Origin of the sequence: Paenibacillus sp. NEAU-GSW1, assembly GCF_009737085.1 — a bacterium.
Lineage (GTDB): Bacteria > Bacillota > Bacilli > Paenibacillales > Paenibacillaceae > Pristimantibacillus.
This window is the reverse complement of record NZ_WOVL01000002.1, coordinates 165,100-184,637: the sequence shown is the minus strand read 5'-3', so window position 1 is coordinate 184,637 and position 19,538 is coordinate 165,100. Positions and strand designations below refer to the sequence as shown.

15 protein-coding genes and 2 pseudogenes are annotated in these 19,538 nt (G+C 49.9%); 13 read left to right on the top strand and 4 right to left on the bottom strand.

The features are described from left to right. The first annotated feature begins 81 nt into the window (after positions 1-81). Genes GOM71_RS01980 through GOM71_RS01970 form a run of 3 tightly spaced genes read left to right on the top strand, consistent with a single transcriptional unit; the run spans position 82 to position 3,593 of the window. Positions 82-1,257: a glycosyltransferase family 4 protein gene (locus GOM71_RS01980; RefSeq protein WP_156277943.1), complete on the top strand. Its 1,176-nt coding sequence runs from the start codon at positions 82-84 to the stop codon at positions 1,255-1,257. After that, the gene (locus tag GOM71_RS01975; protein WP_173275075.1) at positions 1,254-2,591 is read left to right on the top strand and encodes a UDP-glucose dehydrogenase family protein; all 1,338 of its coding nucleotides are present in this window, start codon (positions 1,254-1,256) and stop codon (positions 2,589-2,591) included. Before GOM71_RS01980 ends, GOM71_RS01975 begins: the two co-directional genes overlap by 4 nt. Positions 2,592-2,624: 33 nt before the next feature. Next, a complete protein-coding gene (locus GOM71_RS01970) occupies positions 2,625-3,593 on the top strand; it encodes a metal-dependent hydrolase (protein WP_156277936.1) in 969 nt (322 codons plus the stop codon). A gap of 358 nt (positions 3,594-3,951) precedes the next feature. Here the strand turns inward: GOM71_RS01970 and GOM71_RS01965 are convergent. The 4 genes and pseudogenes from GOM71_RS01965 to GOM71_RS01950 all read right to left on the bottom strand — a co-directional run. Next, positions 3,952-4,443, bottom strand: a pseudogene (locus GOM71_RS01965) (transposase); the annotation flags it as partial. Between the two features lie 244 nt (positions 4,444-4,687). Then, positions 4,688-5,677 (bottom strand): ferredoxin, encoded by a 990-nt coding sequence (locus tag GOM71_RS01960; protein ID WP_156277934.1) that lies wholly within the window; start codon positions 5,675-5,677, stop codon positions 4,688-4,690. Positions 5,678-5,701: 24 nt separating this feature from the next. Further along, positions 5,702-6,493 carry a hypothetical protein gene (locus GOM71_RS01955; protein WP_156277932.1) on the bottom strand — a complete coding sequence of 264 codons (792 nt, stop codon included), beginning with the start codon at positions 6,491-6,493 and terminating at the stop codon, positions 5,702-5,704. Positions 6,494-6,507: 14 nt separating this feature from the next. Further along, positions 6,508-7,875 (bottom strand): hypothetical protein, encoded by a 1,368-nt coding sequence (locus GOM71_RS01950; RefSeq protein ID WP_156277930.1) that lies wholly within the window; start codon positions 7,873-7,875, stop codon positions 6,508-6,510. 187 nt (positions 7,876-8,062) lie between these two features. Here GOM71_RS01950 and GOM71_RS01945 point away from each other — a divergent pair, with 187 nt between their 5' ends. From GOM71_RS01945 to GOM71_RS01905, 10 genes and pseudogenes are all read left to right on the top strand, one after another. Then, positions 8,063-9,223: a response regulator transcription factor gene (locus tag GOM71_RS01945; protein WP_156277928.1), complete on the top strand. Its 1,161-nt coding sequence runs from the start codon at positions 8,063-8,065 to the stop codon at positions 9,221-9,223. Positions 9,224-9,241: 18 nt separating this feature from the next. Then, positions 9,242-11,047: a sensor histidine kinase gene (locus GOM71_RS01940; protein ID WP_156277926.1), complete on the top strand. Its 1,806-nt coding sequence runs from the start codon at positions 9,242-9,244 to the stop codon at positions 11,045-11,047. After that, entirely contained in the window at positions 11,022-12,098 is a 1,077-nt protein-coding gene (locus GOM71_RS01935; protein ID WP_173275069.1) for a response regulator, read from the top strand. The genes GOM71_RS01940 and GOM71_RS01935 overlap by 26 nt, the downstream gene beginning before the upstream one ends. Before the next feature lie 152 nt (positions 12,099-12,250). Beyond that, complete coding sequence (locus GOM71_RS01930; protein WP_156277922.1) at positions 12,251-13,963, top strand: ABC transporter substrate-binding protein; 1,713 nt, start codon at positions 12,251-12,253, stop codon at positions 13,961-13,963. A gap of 70 nt (positions 13,964-14,033) precedes the next feature. Continuing rightward, a complete protein-coding gene (locus tag GOM71_RS01925) occupies positions 14,034-15,008 on the top strand; it encodes an ABC transporter permease (RefSeq protein ID WP_156277920.1) in 975 nt (324 codons plus the stop codon). A gap of 12 nt (positions 15,009-15,020) precedes the next feature. Continuing rightward, the gene (locus tag GOM71_RS01920; RefSeq protein WP_156277918.1) at positions 15,021-15,941 is read left to right on the top strand and encodes a carbohydrate ABC transporter permease; all 921 of its coding nucleotides are present in this window, start codon (positions 15,021-15,023) and stop codon (positions 15,939-15,941) included. Between the two features lie 173 nt (positions 15,942-16,114). Further along, the gene (locus GOM71_RS01915; RefSeq protein WP_156277916.1) at positions 16,115-16,348 is read left to right on the top strand and encodes a small acid-soluble spore protein H; all 234 of its coding nucleotides are present in this window, start codon (positions 16,115-16,117) and stop codon (positions 16,346-16,348) included. A 36-nt stretch (positions 16,349-16,384) separates the two neighbouring features. Further along, positions 16,385-16,483, top strand: a pseudogene (locus tag GOM71_RS24210) (type I methionyl aminopeptidase); the annotation flags it as partial. 117 nt (positions 16,484-16,600) lie between these two features. After that, positions 16,601-16,798 carry a YgaP family membrane protein gene (locus GOM71_RS01910; protein ID WP_156277914.1) on the top strand — a complete coding sequence of 66 codons (198 nt, stop codon included), beginning with the start codon at positions 16,601-16,603 and terminating at the stop codon, positions 16,796-16,798. Between the two features lie 179 nt (positions 16,799-16,977). Further along, positions 16,978-19,428, top strand: coding sequence for a hypothetical protein (locus GOM71_RS01905; protein ID WP_156277912.1), 2,451 nt, complete (start codon positions 16,978-16,980; stop codon positions 19,426-19,428). Positions 19,429-19,538: the final 110 nt, after the last annotated feature.

Genomic DNA, 19,538 nt, shown 5'->3' with positions numbered 1-19,538 from the left:
TCATAAACATTACTTGACGATAAATCAGCGTTAATGATGACGTGCTAATTTGGGGATAGATCTGAAAAAGGGAGTGAGTGGATGAGGATTGCTGTTTTTTCAGATACGTTCGTCCCCCAGGTTAATGGCGTCGCACTGACCTTGAAGCGTTGGACCGATTACCTGGCCCTTCAAGGGGCCGATTGCAAGCTGTTCGTTCCTACAGCACCGGAGCCTGTCTATGACAATCCTGTGTGCAGGCTGGCCAGCATTCCCTTCTGGGCTTACCCGGAGTATCGGTTCGCGATCCCTAACTTGCTGCGCATACGCCAAGAGCTTTCTCAATTCAAGCCTGATATCGTTCATATCGCCACGCCGTTTAACACTGGCCTCGCCGGTATGTCTGCCGCTCAGAAGCTTCATATCCCCATAGTTGCCTCCTATCACACCCATTTCGACCAGTATCTCGAGTCTTATAGGCTGCCGCTCGCGCATTCCTGGTACTGGTCTTATATGAAATGGTTTCATCGTAACTGCCGCGCCGTCTTTGCTCCTTCGCAAGAGACGATTCATCTATTGCAAACTAAAGGATTTAGCGGTCTTGAGCTATGGTCGCGAGGGGTTGACTGCGACAAGTTTACGCCTCTTAAACGTTCCGGCCGGGTTCGCGAGCTATATGGAATCAAGGAACGCTATGTTCTCCTGTTCGTCGGACGGCTTGCTCCGGAGAAAGATCTCGACGTGTTGTTGCAAGTGATGCATCGGCTGCCGGAGCGCATTCGCAGCCAAGTGCACTGGCTTGTCGTTGGCGACGGTCCGATGATGGAACAGGGCCGCAGGGACGCGCCGCAAAATGTCACCTTTACCGGTTACCGGAGCGGGGAAGAGCTGGCCGCCTTATATGCCTCCTCCGATTTGTTTGTTTTTCCTTCTGCTACGGAAACCTTTGGCAACGTTGTGCTGGAGGCGGCGGCCTCCGGTCTCCCTGCGATCGTAGCCGATAAAGGAGGCGTAACCGAGATTGTCCGGCATGACATAACCGGCGTACACGCTCAAGCGGGAAATGCCGAGAGCTTCCTTGCGGCTTTAACGGACTGGTTCGACAATGCTGACAAATGGCAATTGTTCGGCGGGAAGGCGAGAGAGCTTGCGCTATCCCGCACTTGGGAAAGGGCAATGGAGGCGATTTACACCCGCTGTCAGCAAATCGTGGACGCCGGGAAAAATCCGGAGGCGACAGGAAGTCCGCGCATACAAGAGGAGGAGGAATCCGCTTGAAAATTGCAGTCATCGGTACGGGATATGTCGGCTTGGTCACTGGGGCAGCTCTGGCTCATCTTGGACACCAGGTCGTATGCGTGGATGTGAATAAGGACAAAATCATGCTGCTTAAATCCGGCGTAATGCCGATTTGGGAGCCGGATCTGGAGGATATGATTCGCGGGGCGGAATTCGAGGGATTGCTGAATTACTCGACAGACGCTTCCGCGGCCGTATCTGACAGCGACGCTGTCTTCGTGACCATCGGCACTCCTTCATCCGAATCCGGTGAAGCTGATCTTTCCGCCTTATGGTCAGTCGTACATTCGATTGCGCCGATGCTGCCAGATGACGGACTTTTAATTATAAAAAGCACGGTTCCCGCAGGAACATGCGTACAAATCGAATGCTATTTGCGCCAAAGTCTGCCTGATTCCTCTCGTGTTGCGGTTGCCCATAATCCCGAGTTTTTGCGGCAGGGCTCTGCTGTCCAAGATTTTCTTGCCCCAGATCGGATCGTTTTCGGCGCTTCCAGTCCGGAAGCGCATGAGCGGCTTGAAGAAATTTACGCGCCCATTGAATCGCCTAAGATCAGATGCGGATTAAAAGAAGCTGAGCTGATAAAATGCGCTTCCAACGCGTTTCTGGCGATGAAAATATCATACGCCAACATGATGGCGGATTTATGCGATGCCCTTGGCGCTTCGATTGATGCGGTCGCGGAAGGAATGGGCCTTGACCGCCGAATCGGCCCCGCGAATTTGCGCGCCGGAGCCGGATATGGCGGCTCCTGCTTCCCCAAGGATATACGTGCGCTAATCGCGCTTGCAGCGAAAGAGCAGGTGGAGATGGAGCTGCTGAAAGCAACCGAAGCGATCAACCGGCAGCGTATCGCGGTCATTATGAAAAAGCTGGAGAGCGTCTTCGGAATGTTGGGCGATAAACGCTTTGCGATATACGGATTGGCGTTTAAGCCGAATACCGACGATACGCGTGAATCCCCGGCTCTTCAGCTTTGTTCGATGCTGCAGCAAGCGGGTGCCCGTGTCACGGCATACGATCCGGTTGTCTCCAGCATGCCGGAGCTGCAGGTTGAGCTTGCCCCGGATATGTATGCGGCGGCTGAAGGGAGCGATTGCGCGGTCATTGTTACCGATTGGGCGCAGTTCGGCCGCTTGGACTGGGGGAAATTGAAGCAAATGATGAGGTCGCCTTATATTTTTGACGCGAGAAATATGTTAGACGCTGCGTCAATGGCTGTAAACTGCGAGCGATATGGCTTGCGCTACATGTCGCTGGGCCGTCCTGCTATAACACCCGATGCGCCGTTGGCGATCGATCTGAACAGATGATAAGGTTCAAAATTCGGTGATGAGGTGATTGATATGGATAGCGCAAGCCATCTTCTTATCGGCGTGACGTTAGGCGGGCTGGCATTGGCCTTGTCCGATCCTGCGATCGGCAGCCATTCGTCAGTTATGTATGGACTATTCGCGGCGACGATCGTCGGCTCGAACGCTCCCGATTTCGATGTCGCCATTCGTATTCGCGGACATGAGTCCTATTTATTGCATCATCGGGGATTTAGCCATTCATTGCCGATGCTGGCGATGTGGCCCGTATTAATCGCTCCATTGCTGGCCTATCTTTTTCATGCCTGGGATTATGTGCTGCTGCTGTTCCTTTGGACAATGGCCGGAGTTATGCTTCATGTGTTTCTCGATTTTTTTAATGCGTACGGGGTGCAATGCTTTCGGCCCATCTCGAAAAAATGGTTTCATGGCGATGCCATTCCTATATTTGACCCGATTATTTTCGGGCTTCATTTGGCGGGGGTGTTGGTATGGCTGTTTGGCGTTATGGCGGCGACGGTTGTTTTCCCTCTTTTGTACGGTGTAACCTTCCTCTTTATCGGATATCGCATTGTGCTGCATCGCTTGATGCTGCGCAAGGTACGGAGACGTTATGGAACCTCAGGGCATTCCTTCTTAATTCCCAAGTGGCTGCCTCATCGTTGGGGATACGTTCACGAAGCCGACCATGTATATATTGCCGGATCGATCCGAGGCGCTCTTCTGAAGGAAGAAACCAGATTCCAGAAGGGAGAGCAGAATGATATCGTGCAAGCGGTTATGGGCAGCGACGGAGTCCGCAGCTTTCTTTCATTTGCGCATCGCGTGCATATTACGTGCCAACGGATTCAGAACGGCTATAAGGTGGAGCTGAGGGACGTCCGTTTCCGCCATGGCGAGAAGCTTGCTTTCGGTATGGATGTAACCTTGGATGACCATTTGCAGGTGACCGGGAACACGATCGGGTGGAAAAAGAAGCCGTGGGAGCCTCCCTTCGCTTAACAGCGTGGGCGGAGCAGGCGCTGATTTGCGGGAAATAGCGCTGTCCCGCAGCGTTATTTGACCGCGCAGGCGCGTAATCGGGGAAATAGCGCTGCCTCGCAGCGTTATTTCTTCAGAAAAGCATAGAAGGCGCTGATTTGCGGGAAATAGCGCTGTCCCGCAGCGTTATTTGACCGTGCAGGCGCGTAATCGGGGAAATAGCGCTGCCTCGCAGCGTTATTTCTTCAGAAAAGCATAGAAGGCGGTAGCGTCAAGTAGTTTGTGTAGTAAGATTATCCATCGGAACGTTGGATAAAGAATATGATGTTTGTTCGGTTGGAGGGCGTAGCCCAAGCGCAGGCGCGGGAGATTAAAGGTCTTAGTCTGCCCCTCTCGCATATCGCTCGTTGTACATCTGCTCAAACACGACCTTCGTATCAGGATCGACAAAGCCGCGAATGGCTCTGCCACACCACTTTTCGTTGTAATCTAGTGCTTGCAGGTAAATGATCTTTTCTGCCGCTTCAATATTAGTAAGACTATTCATCGGCTTTAATCGTTTGCGTAGTTCTTTATTCATACGCTCGATCGGATTTGTTGTGTAGATGGCACGCCTTGTTAGTTCGGGGTACTTGTAGAAGGTCAGAAGCGTTGGGAGCTGCTCTTCCCAGGACTTCACCTCCTTTGGGTACTGTTTGCGCCACTTGTCCTTGAAACCATCGAACACGGCTTTCGCGACGTCGCCATCGATAGCGGTATACACCTGTTTCAGGTCCTCGAGAAACTCCGTCTTATCCGAAACGCGGATTTTAGGGAATGTCGCGCGCACCTTATGGACCACGCAGTGCTGGACATCTGCCATTGGGTGTAACAGTATTTTCAAGTAGATCATTAAATGCATTTTCGGGTATATTAATCATCGAGTAGCGTCCTCCTCTTGGTGATGTCGCAATCCCGAGGATACCCTACTTTTTTATGTTCTGGATAGACTCCAGATCATGGTACACAGACTATTTTACGTCACCCCGAATTACGTCAAATAGCGCTGCCGCACAGCGTTGCACTTAATGAAAAAGGCGCTGTCCCAGAAGGGGCAGCGCCTTTGCGGTCGCGTCTTATTTTAAACAGCTGTCGATTGCTTTCACCATTTCATCGGCTGCCTCTTTCAACGCCTCTTTTAAATAGTGCGAGTATCTTGTGTAGATCTTATTGACATGATCTTCAATGATTTCATCATAATTGAAGGAGTCTTGGAGCGCGCTCGCAACATCCTCTTTAAACGTCTGGATAGCCTCGTTCAAATTGTAGCTGTACATGTCCTTGCCTCTGTAATCCTCCATATCATCCGTATTGATATAAAGATTATAAGAGGACAGAGAATCCAGCTTACGGACAACGTGGTCTGCGAAGATTTTCTCTATATTTTGAAGCTGATACAAGTAAAATTCGTCTTTTGCCTGCTTATAGTCCGGCCCGATTATGAAGCGGTTTGCATCGAGATTAACCTTTGCGGTTCCATCCGATTTCTCCTTTATTTCCTCCGCGACAGCAGTAACCCATTTGATCAGCGCTTCATTAGTGCTATGATAGAAATTTTCGTTGTTTTGCTCATACTTGATGTAATCGCCCAGCTGATCTACTTTGAATTGCACGAGCGCTTGCTGCACGACGGCTTTCCTTTGCGAATAGGCGACCCGGTCAAAATGGCTTAACCCGGCGGATTTCGCCTGACTGTCCGAGCGATAGTCATAACGGTTGTGGCCTTCGCTGCTAATATATGGAATCGAGGATGCCGAACCGCGATACCGATGCAAATGACTCGGAGGCTTAGGCACTTGAAAGCTGTCAACCTTGCTCGCAATAAGGGACTTAAGCTCCGCCAAGCCTTGTTTGCCGGAGGATGCAACCAATCCTGAATTTTTCAGAGATATAGCTTTGACCGGGCAATGATCGATAACCTCTTGAAATGTTTTCGCTTCCAGGTCCGATATTTGGCCGGAACCCGCCGGAACCGGTTTTCCATCGGGACCCTCGAGCAATAAGTCAGTTAACAGCGTACAACCTCCGGAAGCTGCGCACTTATTTGATATGACAATGCTTTTCATATAGTCTCATCCTTTTGCTATGACTTATTTATAACCGCCTATCACGTGGTGCATCCGGTTCAAATAGGCTTCGCCTGTCTGAATCGCTTCGGTGGATTGAATCGCAATTTCGCCGTTCTCATCGATCAGCTTGGTATCAATGATCGCTTTAATGGCTGTGGCAAAATTGATGCAGGTCATGATCTGCTCTTTATCCTGCCTGGTGTAGAGCGTTTTGTTGCCGCCTTTTTCCTGAATGGTTTGCGCGGTAGTGTCGATTGTTTTTCGGAAAAGAAGATTCAACTTTGCCAGCAATTCCGCCGTTTTGTCCGCTCTTGTCCGGATCGCTTCCAGCGCCGTGCAGATCGTCTCGATCTGCGATTCGATAATGTTTGCCTGCTGCCTTCGCATGGAGGCCACGCTTAGGTTGATCTCCGATTCTTTCTTGATAATTCCGGGGATGCCGCCAATGATAAAAGCTGCGATCGTCTGGCTGTTCGTCATGGTCATGCCGGCGACTGTACTCATCGAACGAATGTCTTGCAGGAGCTCCGGCAACAGACCGGTCCAATAGCTTAATTCCTGTATGCCGTCGGATTCTTGAAACTCAATTTTTTTGATCTTCTCGTAAGTAGCAATAAAATCATTCATCGATGTTAGCAGAATGCCTTTTTTCCGGTTCGCGAGCTTCTCAAGCGAATTTCTCGTCTCGTTTTCTTGCTTGATTTTCCGTTCTTCGGCTTGGGCTGTTTTCTCAAAAGCTTTTACATTGATCCGGTCTGCTTCTTTATCATTTTTGTCAGCCTTAAGCAGGCTGAACAGGAACAGCGGCGGCATAGTGCTCCATCCTCTCAAAAAGATAGTTTTGCATCATCATCCATGAAAAAGGCATCGAACTCCTCGTAGGACGAAAACGTGACGTTTTTCCCGAAAACGCCCAAGATGCTGTCCAATCCATTGGCGACCCCGTTGACGTCATTATGTACAGTCGCGTTGAATACGGCTGCGAATCCCGATTCCACTTGCTCGTCCCATTTCGCGAAGTGATCGCCGATCATCTGCCTCAGAACATCGCGCTGGCGTTCCATCTCGGCTAACGCTTGGGAGGCGACAGAAGAGACGCGGTCAAGCATATGCTTATGTTCCTGAAGGGAATTGCAGGCTTTATATATTTCTACACAAGCGGTTGAAACGATCATCGAGCCGATCAGCCCGCCGACATAAGGGATCGGGATTAAAGCCTGGCCGACCATAAATCCGATTGAACTGGAGACCAATCCAACCCCTTTCTCGCCCACTTCCCGAAAAAAGGCTTCGCCGTCGATTTCCCCGTTAACGTACCGGATGACGGAGTCCTTTACGATCAAAGCGACGGTGATGATCTGTGTGACTTGATTGGAGTTCGCGAGCTTGCTCAAAGCCTCGCTCGACGAACTCCTCAGCATATTGTTGATTCCTGTTGCGACGACTTTCCTTCCGCCGCCCGACAAAGCGACTTGGGTCGTGAGCTTTCCCATATCTTTGGTTGCTTCGTCAAACTTCTTCTCGCCGCTTGCTACCAAGCAAAGGTTGCGAACTCCCTCGACCATTATCGGAATAGCCGCATCGTTCAAAGAACGGAGTGCCCCTTCGGTAAAATTGCCGCTTGCATTTTTAGCGGTAAGGATGGTCGTTTTGGTCCATACGCCGGCTTCAGCTTTCAAGTTTTCTTGCAGAAGCCGCGCTTTGCCGCTTGCAGGGAGTCCGGCCATTTGCGAAAGATCGCTGTGCTCTCCCTTGCTGGCGTTATATTTTTTGGATACTTCCCGGAATGCGTACCGTTTATCGTTCAAAATTTCCTTTACGTCCTGGTCGGACAGAAAGGGGTTTTTCTTTAAACGGGCATGTCCTCTTCGCAGGGATATGATATGGTCCGTTTCAGACGCATATTTGGAAGATTGGCTTTTATATTTATGTTGGGCCGCCGTATGGCTCTTGTGGATCGTTTTACCGGTTATGCGGTCCTGAGTCGTCTTTTTGTCGGCGAATATCTCGTTCTTATATTCGGTTCTTGCCCCTTTATCATCGAATAAAGCGTTCCGGTTCTCCTTGTTGTACGCTTGTGTGACGCCTAAATTTCCGCTATCGCGATCTCTTAGCCCGTCTTTCATCTGCAACAACGTTGCATTTGCGAACACGTCATCGAAATGCGAGACCTTGTTCTTGTCGTCTGCGGCCATTTACTGCACCTCCGATGTCTGAATGCTGGGGTTGTCAACGAAAAAGAGACTACCACGTGAATGATTAGTCTCACTAGAATTTAGAATGGTTAATATTTCAAATTAATGATTATTATATCGGGCCCGAGTCCTAAAGACAATGAAGGTTCTCGATTAGGCTAAGTCCTTTGATGAAAGCGTATTTCGAATGTTTGTATATAAAAAAACATCCACTATCCGTATAATAAAGATAATTTTTAGAGAGGAGAGGGTCCCGATCTTTACCGTTCTGCTTGTCGATGACGAACCGCTCGTGCTTGAAGGTTTGTCGTTCATGGTTGACTGGGAAAAATACGGCTTCCGCGTATGCGGCGAAGCTTGCGATGGGGAAGAGGCGCTGGGTCGGATCAAGGAACTGAATCCCGATCTAGTTGTGACGGATATTAGCATGCCGATCATGGACGGGCTGCATTTGATCGAGCACTGCGCGAAGGTGTTGAAGGCGTCGAGTCGTTTCGTCATTCTGAGCGGACACGATGATTTCCCGTCTGCTCAGAAAGCGTTGACGAACGGAGTTCTCGATTATTGGTTGAAGCCGATCAACACCGAGGAAATTTATGCCACGCTCGAAAAACTTCATAGAGAATGGTCGCGTGCGGCCGTAGACGATACCGCAGGTCTGCCTTCTAAGGCTTCTGCGCTGGAGACAGTCTGGTCGGTCCCGGATGCCGACGATTCGCTGTTTGATGCGGAGGACCGCTTGCTGCTTGCGATCCAAACAGGCAACGAGGCCGCGGTTGTAGACGCGGCTTCCTCGCTGTGCCGCCAGCTGGAGCTATCGTTTGGCAGCAATGAGGAAGCCGGAAGAGCTTTCTTGTCGAACGTGCTGTTGGAATTGACATGGAAGGTGCATGAGGGGGAGACTGCGGATTCAAGCTTGGAGGGCGAAGAAGAGTTTGCGCCGCAGGTGCTGCCGTGCAGGGCAGACCGTTGGCCCAGTGTGCTGGCAGCGTTCGCGCTCAAGGCGTCAGGGCGGCTGGCGCGGCAGCGGTCTGTAACGGGTCCCGCAGGTGAGGCGGCCCGGTTCATCCGGGAACGCTACAGCGAGCCGCTTCAGCTGCAGACTATCGCGAGAATGCTCCATTTTCAGCCTGCCTATCTAGGCGAGCTGTTCAAGAAGCAGATGGGTATGCCCTTCCTTGACTATGTTCACCGCACGCGGGTCGAGGCAGCCCGCAAGCTATTGCGGCGAACTGATTTAAAAATCGCCGATATTTCCCGTTCGGTCGGCTATGACGATCCCGAGCAATTCACCGCCAAATTCAAGCATTGGATGGGTATGACCCCTTCCCAATACAAGAACGGCTAATTCGAAGGAGGCTTCCATATGCGCAGGCCGATCGGCTGGCTCAGCTTTGTCAACAACATCCCGCTTAACTGGAAGTTTACGCTTATTTACTTGCTTTGCGTCTTGGTGCCGATCTTGACGATCAACGTCCTCTTCTTCCAGCAGGTATCCGAAAACATTCAAACCCGGGAGCAGAACAACCGGCAGATGGCGATAGAACGGGCGGCCAAGAAGGCGATGGACATGATCGAGGGCGGCGTAACGCTAAGTCATTCCGTTGCGACAGATCGCACGTTATACGAAGCGCTGGATAAGGAATACGCGGATATCGTCGATTTTTATGAAACGTTTAATGGGGTGCTGAGCGGGAAGATGAGGCCGTTCATGTCCGCCTATACCTACGTTGAAAATATTTCGGTATATACGGAAAATCCGACGGTCATTAGCGGGAGCAACTTTTTCATGCTGGATGCTGCAGCAAAGCGCAGTCCATGGTATGAGGCGGTTACCGGCTCTTCGTCAGCTGTCCAGGTTCTCATGTATACCGATACGGACCCCATCAATTCAAAAACGAGAAAGGTGTATTTCAGCATTGTGCGCAAATTGAACGAATACCCGATGTACGGGCGCTTTGCCAAGTATTTGCGTATCGATCTGAAGCTCAGCAGTATGGAAGGCGCTTTGAAAGAGGAAAATCCTTATATGAAGATCAGCATGCTGAGTCCGCAGGACCAAGTGCTGTTTCCGTCATCCCAATACATGAAGCCGGCTGCTTCAACGGAAAGCGGCGAGGACGGTGAGCCGATTTTCCGCAGTCCGCTGGGCAATCCTTCTTACATTCAAGGCTGGACGATAGTGGGCGAAGCGGAAGCGGACCGTTTTCAGACGGCTGTCCAAAGCTCGAACCGCTTTATCTGGATGCTGGCCGCAATCAGCACTTTGCTGCCGACATCGCTCATTTTCATCATGCTGCAATCTTATAATTACAGGATTCGCCGCTTATCCAGGCATATGGAGAAAGCGAAAAACGAGAAGTTTGATTTGATCGTGCTGCGCGAAGGCAAAGACGAGATCGGCGGGCTGATCCGCACCTACAACCGGATGGTCGCGCAGATCGATTCCCTTATTAACGATGTTTATAAGCTTGAAATCCAGCAAAAAGATATGGAGCTTGAGCAGATTCGCGCTGAAATGAAGCTGCTGCAAAGCCAGGTTAATCCGCATTTTTTGTTTAACACGTTAAATGCTCTGCTTGTCGTCAGTGTGAAAAACGGGTATACGGAAGTGTCTGATATTATCCGCAACCTGTCCCAGTTGCTCCGTCGGATGCTTAGCTGGTCGGATGCCGCCGTTCCGCTGCAGGATGAGCTGCAATTTACGGAAATGTATTTGAAAATCGAGAAATTTCGGTTCGCGGACCGGTTCAACTACAGCTTCCATATTGAAGAAGAAGCCGCAACCTGCCTGGTTCCGAAAATGTGCATTCAGCCGCTGGTTGAGAATGCATGCAAGCACGGCCTTCAGGCAGTCAAGGGACAGCGCGTCATTCGGATTGAAGCCCGACGGACAGACACTTATTTATATGTGCAGGTAGAGGACAATGGGAAGGGCATGGATGAGGAGCGGGTTAATGAAATTCGGGCACTGATGAACGGCAGTCTCGATACGGACGAGAACGTCGGCATGCGCAATGTGTACAAACGGCTCCGGCTCCACTACGGGGAGCGGGTCGATTTCTATATCGACAGCAGTCCGAATGAAGGTGCGCGTATCAGCTTCCGAATTCCTGCCATGAATACAGACGATGGGGGGAAAACAAATGTACTCGGTGCTTCTGGTGGATGACGAGCCTTGGGCGATTGAAGGGCTCAAAATGTTTATCGAATGGGAGCAGCTCGGTTTCCGCGTAACCGGCGTATGCGAGAACGGCGTGGAAGCGCTGTCGGCTGTGCGCGAGTCGATGCCGGATGTTATTGTAACGGATATCCGGATGCCGCAGATGGACGGCTTGGAGCTGATCAGCCAATTGCAGGAAGAGCAGGGAAAGTCGGAAACCGAGTTCGTCGTTCTCAGCGCTTACGGCGAATTTGCATACGCCAAACGAGCCATGCAGCTCGGCGTTCATCACTATTTGCTGAAGCCGATTATCGGTGAAGAGGCGGCGGAGGTGCTGACACAGGTGCGCCAGCGGCTTGACAGCCGCCGCGAAGCCCGGCAGAAGATGGACAACGGAATCGAAGAAGCATCGCTCCCGGCTCTAGCCGCGCAGCGGATGAAGGATGTGCTGCAGGCGATTGAAGATGCGGACCGGAACCGGACGGCGGAGGTGATCGACGAATTATTCCAAGAATTGAAGGGCCGCTCCTTGGACTGGGCCGATCTGTTTGCCGGCTCCCTGATCGTTCAATGCGGCAAGCTGATTCGCGAATCGGGCGGCGATCCGGCTGTGCTGCTGCGCCCCCGTACAGACTCGGATTCGCATGGCCCCGAAGCCGGGCCGGCTTATGTGCGGGCGCGTATTCTTTCGTTTGCGGAGCAAGCGATCGCTGCTATGCAATCGATTCGGGAAAGCAGGCCCGGCAGCACAATGAGCGAGATTGACCGGTATGTCCGAGAGCATTACCGCAGCCCGCTTTCCATCCGGGACATAGCTTCGCGGTTTTATTTAAACCCCGTTTATTTGGGGAAAGCGTATCAGGACAAATTCGGCTGCGGCCTGCTCGATCGGATACATGACTTAAGAATCGCCGAAGCTTGCGAAAAGCTTCGCCGTTCAACCGAGCCGACAAGCGCCATCGCCGAGCAGGTCGGCTATGCGCATTACCGCCATTTTCTGCAGCATTTCGAACGGCGAACGGGCTGCAAGCCGGCGGAATATAGGGCTTCCCAAAAGTAAGCATCGAAAATGAAATCGGTAAGCAAAACCGATTTTTAAGGGGGGTACCCATTTAATTCGTGAATTGCAAGCGCATTCAAGAAAACGCTACCATAAATACAGCAAGACGAAAGCGCGCCGTCTTGCGTTACATCCGCTAAGGAGGATTTTACATGGGGGTTCGTACTAGGAAAACAGCTTTAGGACTGCTAATGCTTGTTCTAGCGTTTAGTATGGTCGCATCAGCGTGTTCCAAAAGCAATAACGGAGGCGCTTCGGAATCGCCGAAGGCATCGACGGGAACGAGCGAAGCATCGCCGGATGCAAACTCGACAGAGAAAGTGGATCCGTTCACGATCTCAATATTTCTGAATTCTGTGGGACCAATCCCGACGGAAGACAACAAAATTTATCAAGAGATTAAAGATCAGCTCGGCATTACGCTGAAGGAAGAATATCTGGTAGGCGATATCGAGCAGAAGCTTGGCGTTATGATCGCCGGCGGCGACTACCCGGATATGATCACAGCGCATACAAAGCTGACTGCGGCGAAAGCGGTCATTCCGTTGGAAGACCTGATCGAGCAGCACGCGCCGAACTTGAAGAAACATTTCGCAAATGTGTGGGAACAATTGAAAGATCCGGCGGACGGCCATATTTACTGGCTGCCAGGCTATGGGGTCTATCAAGGCGACTTTAAACCAACGGATTATATGGGACCTGCGTTCTACATCCAGAAAGCGGTTCTTAAAGAATTCGGCTATCCGACGCCTAAGACGCTGGACGAATACTTTAAGCTGATCGAAGATTATGCGGCTAAATATCCGGAAATCGACGGTCAACCGACGATCGGCTACACGTCGCTCGCTTTCGACTGGCGCGACTGGGGTCTGCGCAACGCGCCTCAGCATTTGGCCGGCCATCCGAACGACGGCGGCGTTCTCGTCGATCCGAATACGAATGTCGCAACACTATACTCGGCAAACGATATCTCGAAGCCGTACTACAAAAAGCTGAATGAAATCAATGCCAAAGGCTTGATGGATAAAGAAGCTTTCGCGCAAAACTATGATCAATTCTTAGCTAAAATTTCCAGCGGCCGCGTACTCGGCATGTTCGAGCAACGCTGGAACTTCGGGCAAGCCCATGATTCGCTCGTTTCGCAAGGCAAGTACGACCGTACTTACGTAGGGTTCCCTCTTGTCTACGACACGAACACGAAAGACCACTATCTTGATCGTCCGCCGTTGAACCTCGGCACTGGATTCGGCATCACAATCAACGCTGAGGAACCGGAAAAAATCATCAAGTTCTTGGATACAATGCTCTCGGAAAAATGGCAGAAGCGCCTCAACTGGGGCGAAGAAGGCGTCGACTATCTCGTTGGCGACAACGGACTTTACTACCGGACGCCGGAAATGCGCAAACAGCAGGATGACGTCACTTGGAAGCAGAAGTACAAGGCGGAATCGCTTTGGGGCAATATGCCTAAATTGGAAGGCAACTATCCGGACGGCAACGCCGACGGTCCGGGCAACCAGCCGGACGAGTTTTTCGCGAACCTGAAGGACATCGACAGAGAAGTGTTGACCGCCTATGGCTTCAAAACGTGGTCCGATTTCTTCTCGACTCCGCCGGAGAACCGCGTGTCGTACCCGGCATGGAACATCGACCTGATCGAAGGCTCCCCGGCGAAAGTAGCCAATCAGAAAATGAAGGATCTGGACTTCAAGCTCTTGCCGAAGGCGATCTTGAGCAAACCGGAAAAATTCGAAGAAGTATGGTCTGACTATGTCGCACAGATGGGCAAAGTGGATACGCAAGCTTATCTGGATCGCGTCAATGAAATGCTCAAATGGCGTGTAGATAATTGGACGAGTAAATAACAAGAAGGAGGGTAGAAGGTTGGAACGAATGTTCCGGCCTTCCCCTCGTTCGAGATAGGAGGCGGAACCGATGCCGCAGCATACGGTCCAAAAGGTTGAAATCGCACCTCAGTCCGCTCAGCGGACCGAATCGTTCTGGAGGAAGATGGTCCGCCAGCGACAATTGATCATTATGTCTTTCCCGATGGTGATATACGTTCTGCTCTTCGCCTATGCTCCTCTTTGGGGCTGGATGATGGCGTTCCAGGACTTTAAGCCAATGCCGGGAGTCAAGATTTTTGAACAGACCTGGGTCGGTCTGGATCAATTCAAGTTTCTGTTCCTGGATGAAAGCTTCACCCGGGTTCTGCGCAATACGATCGCGATGAGCTTCATCTCGCTCATCCTCGGGTTTGTCACGGCGATCGGCTTGGCATTGTTGTTAAACGAAATCAAGAAAACAGCCTTTAAACGGTTAATTCAGACTATCTCGTATCTTCCGCATTTTTTATCTTGGGTCATCGTGACCGGACTAGTCTCGATGTCGTTGTCCAGCGAAGGCGGCATTGTAAACATTGTGCTTATGAAGCTCCATCTCATCAATGAACCGATTCTCTGGCTTGGCGAAGGCAAGTACTTCTGGGGAATTGTGGGCATGACCAACGTCTGGAAAGAAGTCGGCTGGAACACAATCATTTATTTGGCGGCCATTGCATCTGTCGATCCGTCCTTATATGAAGCGGCGGAAGTAGACGGCGCGGGACGCTACCGCAAAATATGGAATGTTACGTTGCCTGGCATCCGGCCGGTTATCGTCATCCTGCTGATCATGAACGTTGGCTGGATTCTGAACGGCGGCGGCTTCGATATTCAATATTTCCTCGGCAACGGACAAGTGCTTGACTGGTCGGAGACGATCGACATCTTTGTTCTGAAGTACGGCCTTAGACTCGGGAACTACTCGCTCGGTGTCGCAGCTGGCATATTCAAAACCGTAGTCAGCATCCTGCTGCTCTACTGCGCGAATATAATCGCCAAGCGTCTCGGCGAAGAGCGACTTATATAAGGAGGGCTCCCTATGCAAACTGCAATGAAAAAATTCAAGACGGAGCCGTTCCTGTTTCATACGTTCAACACGTTGTTCATGGTATTCGTCGCGGTTGTCACACTATATCCGTTCCTCAATACGTTGGCGGTCTCGTTCAACTCGGGCATCGATACGACTCGCGGCGGCATCTACGTATGGCCTCGGGAATGGACGTTCAAAAATTATGAAGCGGTATTTGCAAGCGGTAATGTATATTCAGCTTTCGGGGTGTCCGTCGCCCGGACCGTAATCGGTACGGTCATCAGCGTCTTTCTGACGGCAATGCTGGCATATACGATCAGCCGCAAGGAGTACATGTTCCGCAAACCGATTACGCTCATCTTCGTACTTACCATGTATTTCGGCGCCGGACTTATTCCTTCGTACTTTCTGATTAAGGATCTGCATCTGCTAAACAATTTTCTTGTTTATATTCTGTTCCCTGGAGCCGGAGCGGGTCTGATCAGCGCGTTCAACATGCTCGTGGTCCGCACTTACATTCATACGTTGCCGGAGAGCTTGAACGAGTCAGCCAAGATTGATGGCGCGAGTGATTTCCGGGTATTCTTCAGCATCATCTTGCCGCTTTGTGCGCCAGTGCTTGCGACGATCTCGTTGTTCACGGCAGTCGGCCAATGGAACTCGTGGTTTGATACGTTTATATTCGCCTCGTCCAAACAGGAGCTAAGCACCCTCCAGTACGAGCTGATGAAATTGCTGTCCTCGACGGTCAATTCCAATGCAAACCCGAACTTGTCGTCTACGGCTGCGAAGGATACCGCAACGATGATTACGCCGTTGTCGATCCGAGCCGCAATCACGATCGTGGCATCGATGCCGATTTTGGTCGTATACCCGTTCTTGCAGCGACATTTCGTCGCAGGTATGCAGCTGGGCAGTGTGAAAGAGTAGTTGGATTGGATAAAAACAAACGAAGAGCTGTCCCAAATGGGAAGCTCTTCGTTTGTTTTTATTCATGTTTCAGCGACGGGCATTGTTGCATTTTTATAAGATCCCTGAATAGATATCTCCTCTATCGCGCACAATGTGATTGGCAACAACAAGAAACAGAGGGGGCTAATGCAATGGATGTCCAGCGAGCGAAGGAAATAGCGATTTCGCCGATTATGGAAAACGTGGAATACAACGGGGCTCGGATTTATATCCAGCATGTAAACGAGGAGAACGAAACAGCTAGAATCTATCCAATCGACCAACCTGAGCAAGAACAAGATGTTCCCTTGCGAAGCCTCATTGAACCTTCTTCCCGAACAGCAATGGAAGTCAGCCAAATGGACTGCAAGCTTCCTGAAAGCTAGGAGCCAGCGCCTAAATTAAACCGTATTTTCCTCCTTGACGGGTGGACGTTGTGCGTGCCTGGCAAAAGCTTTGCTGCGCAGCATGAGCACACCATCGTCATCACGAGAGGTCAGCCTATTATTTTGACGGCTTGAAAATAAATGGCGTGTGACTTAGTCACTGAACTTAGCAGCTTCGCTCCGCTATTCTAAAGCCAGAGTTAGTGATTCTAGCTAATGGATGGAATATAAAATGAGCGGAGGATATTGGCCATGAAAAATGTCGGCGGCGCTGATCGGGCTATGCGATGGGTGCTAGGAATCGGATTGCTATCGTTGTTTTACTTCCTTGACGGCTATTGGAAGCTGTTAGGCGTCATCGCGGTTATTCCGTTGATGACAGCGATCACGCAATTTTGTTTCATTAATAAGCTGCTAGGGAGAAATACGTGCGAGATTTCTAAACGCTAGATATATCGGGGAAGCGGTAAGAATGGGCCGTGTCTAAGCTAATAACTTAGACACGGCCCATTTGTGTCAAAAACTGTCGATTAAAATAAAAGATAATGTTAATATATAGAAAAAGCTTGTCTGCTAAAAAATAGAAGACTCTTAAATGACCGTTAATAGCAAAGGAGTTAGACCACGTTATGCGGATATTTCGTAGCTTTGTCCTGTTTCTTACTCTTATTCTTGTAACCCCATTTTTCTCATTACAGTTTGTTGAAGCAGAAGAAGTCGTGTTCGAAGATCCCGCTATTGAGCAAGCTGTTCGACAGCAGCTTGGGATCTCGGGTAGTATTTCGTTAACCGACTTAGATCTGTTGTATGCTCTTGAGGTGAAAGAAGGAACGGTAACGTCGTTAAATGGATTAGAGAAAGCGCTGAATCTGAGCCAGCTTTCGATTAACAACGCTAGTGTATCCGATTTAGCGCCGCTTTCTTCACTGTCCGAGCTCGTCTACGTAAGTTTGAAAAATAACCGCATTCAAAATATTCAACCTTTATCCGCTCTTTATAAATTGATGCATCTGGATTTGTCGGGAAATCAAATTTCGGATATCTCCCCATTGTCCAGCTTAAACTTAATGGAGCTGTATTTGGCAAGCAATCCGATCAGCAAGAATACCGCTAATAAAAATACATTGCTTTCCCTGCAGCAAAAAGGCGCACAAATCGATATAAAAATCGAGGATACGACTACGGAACAGCCCTCGACTCCGCCGAAAGCCGAAGAAGAAACGTCTCTGAAATGGACGAAACTTTATCCGGAGCTGAAAGATGCGGATTATCATTCCAGCGAATACGCTTATGGCAATAAAATCTATGTCTCAACGCAAGGTTATACCTCGAAAAACGGAATCAACTGGACGAAAAATCCGAAATTCGGTAATATTCGCATGAACGTTGTTGCGTGGGGGAAAGGGAAATTCGTCGGCCTCGGTTATAGGGATAATCAGGAGACTAAAGTATGGATCTCTAAGGATGGTCTCAACTGGACAGAGAACACGGAAAAAATTAAACATTCTACCGGTTTATCTGATATCGCATTCAACGGTACCCGGTTCGTGGCAGTTGGCGGCCATAATACTGCTGGTTACATTGTTACTTCCGAAGATGGAGTGAAGTGGACGGAACGTACGTCCAATATAAAGACAGATCTTAAAGGTATCGCTTGGGGTAACGGAACCTTTGTAGCACTAGGCTATAAAGGAACTGCATTCGTTGTGTCCAAGGATGGCCTGACCTGGAAGCGGGTTACGGTTCCTGTTAAAGACGATAACGGAATGTGGGATATTCATTTTGCCGGCGGCAGCTTTGTGGCGATTGGAGACTCTACTTTGCTTACATCTAAAGATGGAGCGAAATGGACGTCAGTAGCTTCCGATGGTATTTTTTGGGATCGAGTTATCTGGGTAAAGGATCGTTTCTTCATCGAAGGCTTCAAGTATGCAGATAATAAAAAAGAGACGATAGTCGTGTTTAAGACATCAAAAGACGGAAAGACATGGAAAGATATAACCGGCCTCGGTCCTCTGACGACTGAGCATTACGGGACATACGGAGCTTACTATCATCTCAATACCGTTCATGACGGGAAACAGTATGTCACTTATACCGACATCGGCATCTTTATTTCGACAGACGGCGTCAAATGGAAGCAAATTAAGAAAGTGGCGTTAAAGCCTCCTCATCTAATCAATTCAACGGTCGGCAATGGCAAATTGGTTTCCGTCGGCGGGGATGTGGATTACTTCTATCCAGCATTCGAGAAGCTTGCGTCTCGCGGCGTATGGTCGATCAATGCGAAGGGAGAGCATCAATCCAGCTATGAGCTAGGAAAGTTTCCGCTTTACGACGTCATATGGACAGGCAGCCAGTTTTTTGCCGTCGGGGCGCAAGGTCTGATGATGACGTCCAAGGATGGAGTTAAGTGGAATACATCAACGGCTTCGCCAACCAAGGAGTCGCTATTCCGAATTATTAAGGCGAACGGAATTTACTATGTAACGGGCTCTAACGGGCTCATTATGAGCTCAAAGGATTTGAAGACATGGAAAAAACAGAAGACGGGCATAGAGTCCGACATTAATTCGATTGCCTGGAGCGGCAAAAAGTTTGTCGCAGTCGGCGAGTATGGCGTAACATTAGTATCCGATAATGGAACTGCGTGGAAGACAGGCAGCAAGCTCAAAAGCGCAAACGGCGATTTCAGTTACAGCTTACCTGATGTCGTCTGGGGCAATGGAGTGTTCATTATAACAGCGGCACAATACAATAATTCGGATCGAGAATACACGATATTCAAATCGACAGACGGAACGAAATGGGCGAGAAAAAACCTCGAGTATACGTTTCCTGAAGATGATAACGGGCTGTTTCCGAGGCTGTACGGCGTTCGTTATTTCAATAACACATTCGTAGCGGTCGGCAATAACGGATCGGTATACTTGTCCAAGAACGGAGACAAATGGTCAAGAGAAGAAGTGCCTGACAGCGTGATTCTATTATCGGTACAATTATTTAACGGCAAGTTGTACGCAACGGGCAGCTATACGGACCAAATTTATATCGCCGAGTTTAAGACAAAGTCGAAATAGATGGGCAACAAAGCCGGAGTTCTCGAGCATGAGGAACTCCGGCTTTGTTTATCGGCAAAGGAAATCGCTGGAACATTGTAGAAAAATAGATTAGAAAATTTTTTTCAGTC

Coding starts and splice junctions, on each gene's coding strand:
- GOM71_RS01980 (WP_156277943.1), top strand. CDS start 82: ATGAGGATTGCTGTTTTTTCAGATACGTTCGTCCCCCAGGTTAATGGC.
- GOM71_RS01970 (WP_156277936.1), top strand. CDS start 2,625: ATGGATAGCGCAAGCCATCTTCTTATCGGCGTGACGTTAGGCGGGCTG.
- GOM71_RS01960 (WP_156277934.1), bottom strand. CDS start 5,677: ATGAAAAGCATTGTCATATCAAATAAGTGCGCAGCTTCCGGAGGTTGT.
- GOM71_RS01955 (WP_156277932.1), bottom strand. CDS start 6,493: ATGCCGCCGCTGTTCCTGTTCAGCCTGCTTAAGGCTGACAAAAATGAT.
- GOM71_RS01950 (WP_156277930.1), bottom strand. CDS start 7,875: ATGGCCGCAGACGACAAGAACAAGGTCTCGCATTTCGATGACGTGTTC.
- GOM71_RS01945 (WP_156277928.1), top strand. CDS start 8,063: ATGTTTGTATATAAAAAAACATCCACTATCCGTATAATAAAGATAATT.
- GOM71_RS01940 (WP_156277926.1), top strand. CDS start 9,242: ATGCGCAGGCCGATCGGCTGGCTCAGCTTTGTCAACAACATCCCGCTT.
- GOM71_RS01935 (WP_173275069.1), top strand. CDS start 11,022: ATGTACTCGGTGCTTCTGGTGGATGACGAGCCTTGGGCGATTGAAGGG.
- GOM71_RS01930 (WP_156277922.1), top strand. CDS start 12,251: ATGGGGGTTCGTACTAGGAAAACAGCTTTAGGACTGCTAATGCTTGTT.
- GOM71_RS01925 (WP_156277920.1), top strand. CDS start 14,034: ATGCCGCAGCATACGGTCCAAAAGGTTGAAATCGCACCTCAGTCCGCT.
- GOM71_RS01920 (WP_156277918.1), top strand. CDS start 15,021: ATGCAAACTGCAATGAAAAAATTCAAGACGGAGCCGTTCCTGTTTCAT.
- GOM71_RS01915 (WP_156277916.1), top strand. CDS start 16,115: ATGGATGTCCAGCGAGCGAAGGAAATAGCGATTTCGCCGATTATGGAA.
- GOM71_RS01910 (WP_156277914.1), top strand. CDS start 16,601: ATGAAAAATGTCGGCGGCGCTGATCGGGCTATGCGATGGGTGCTAGGA.
- GOM71_RS01905 (WP_156277912.1), top strand. CDS start 16,978: ATGCGGATATTTCGTAGCTTTGTCCTGTTTCTTACTCTTATTCTTGTA.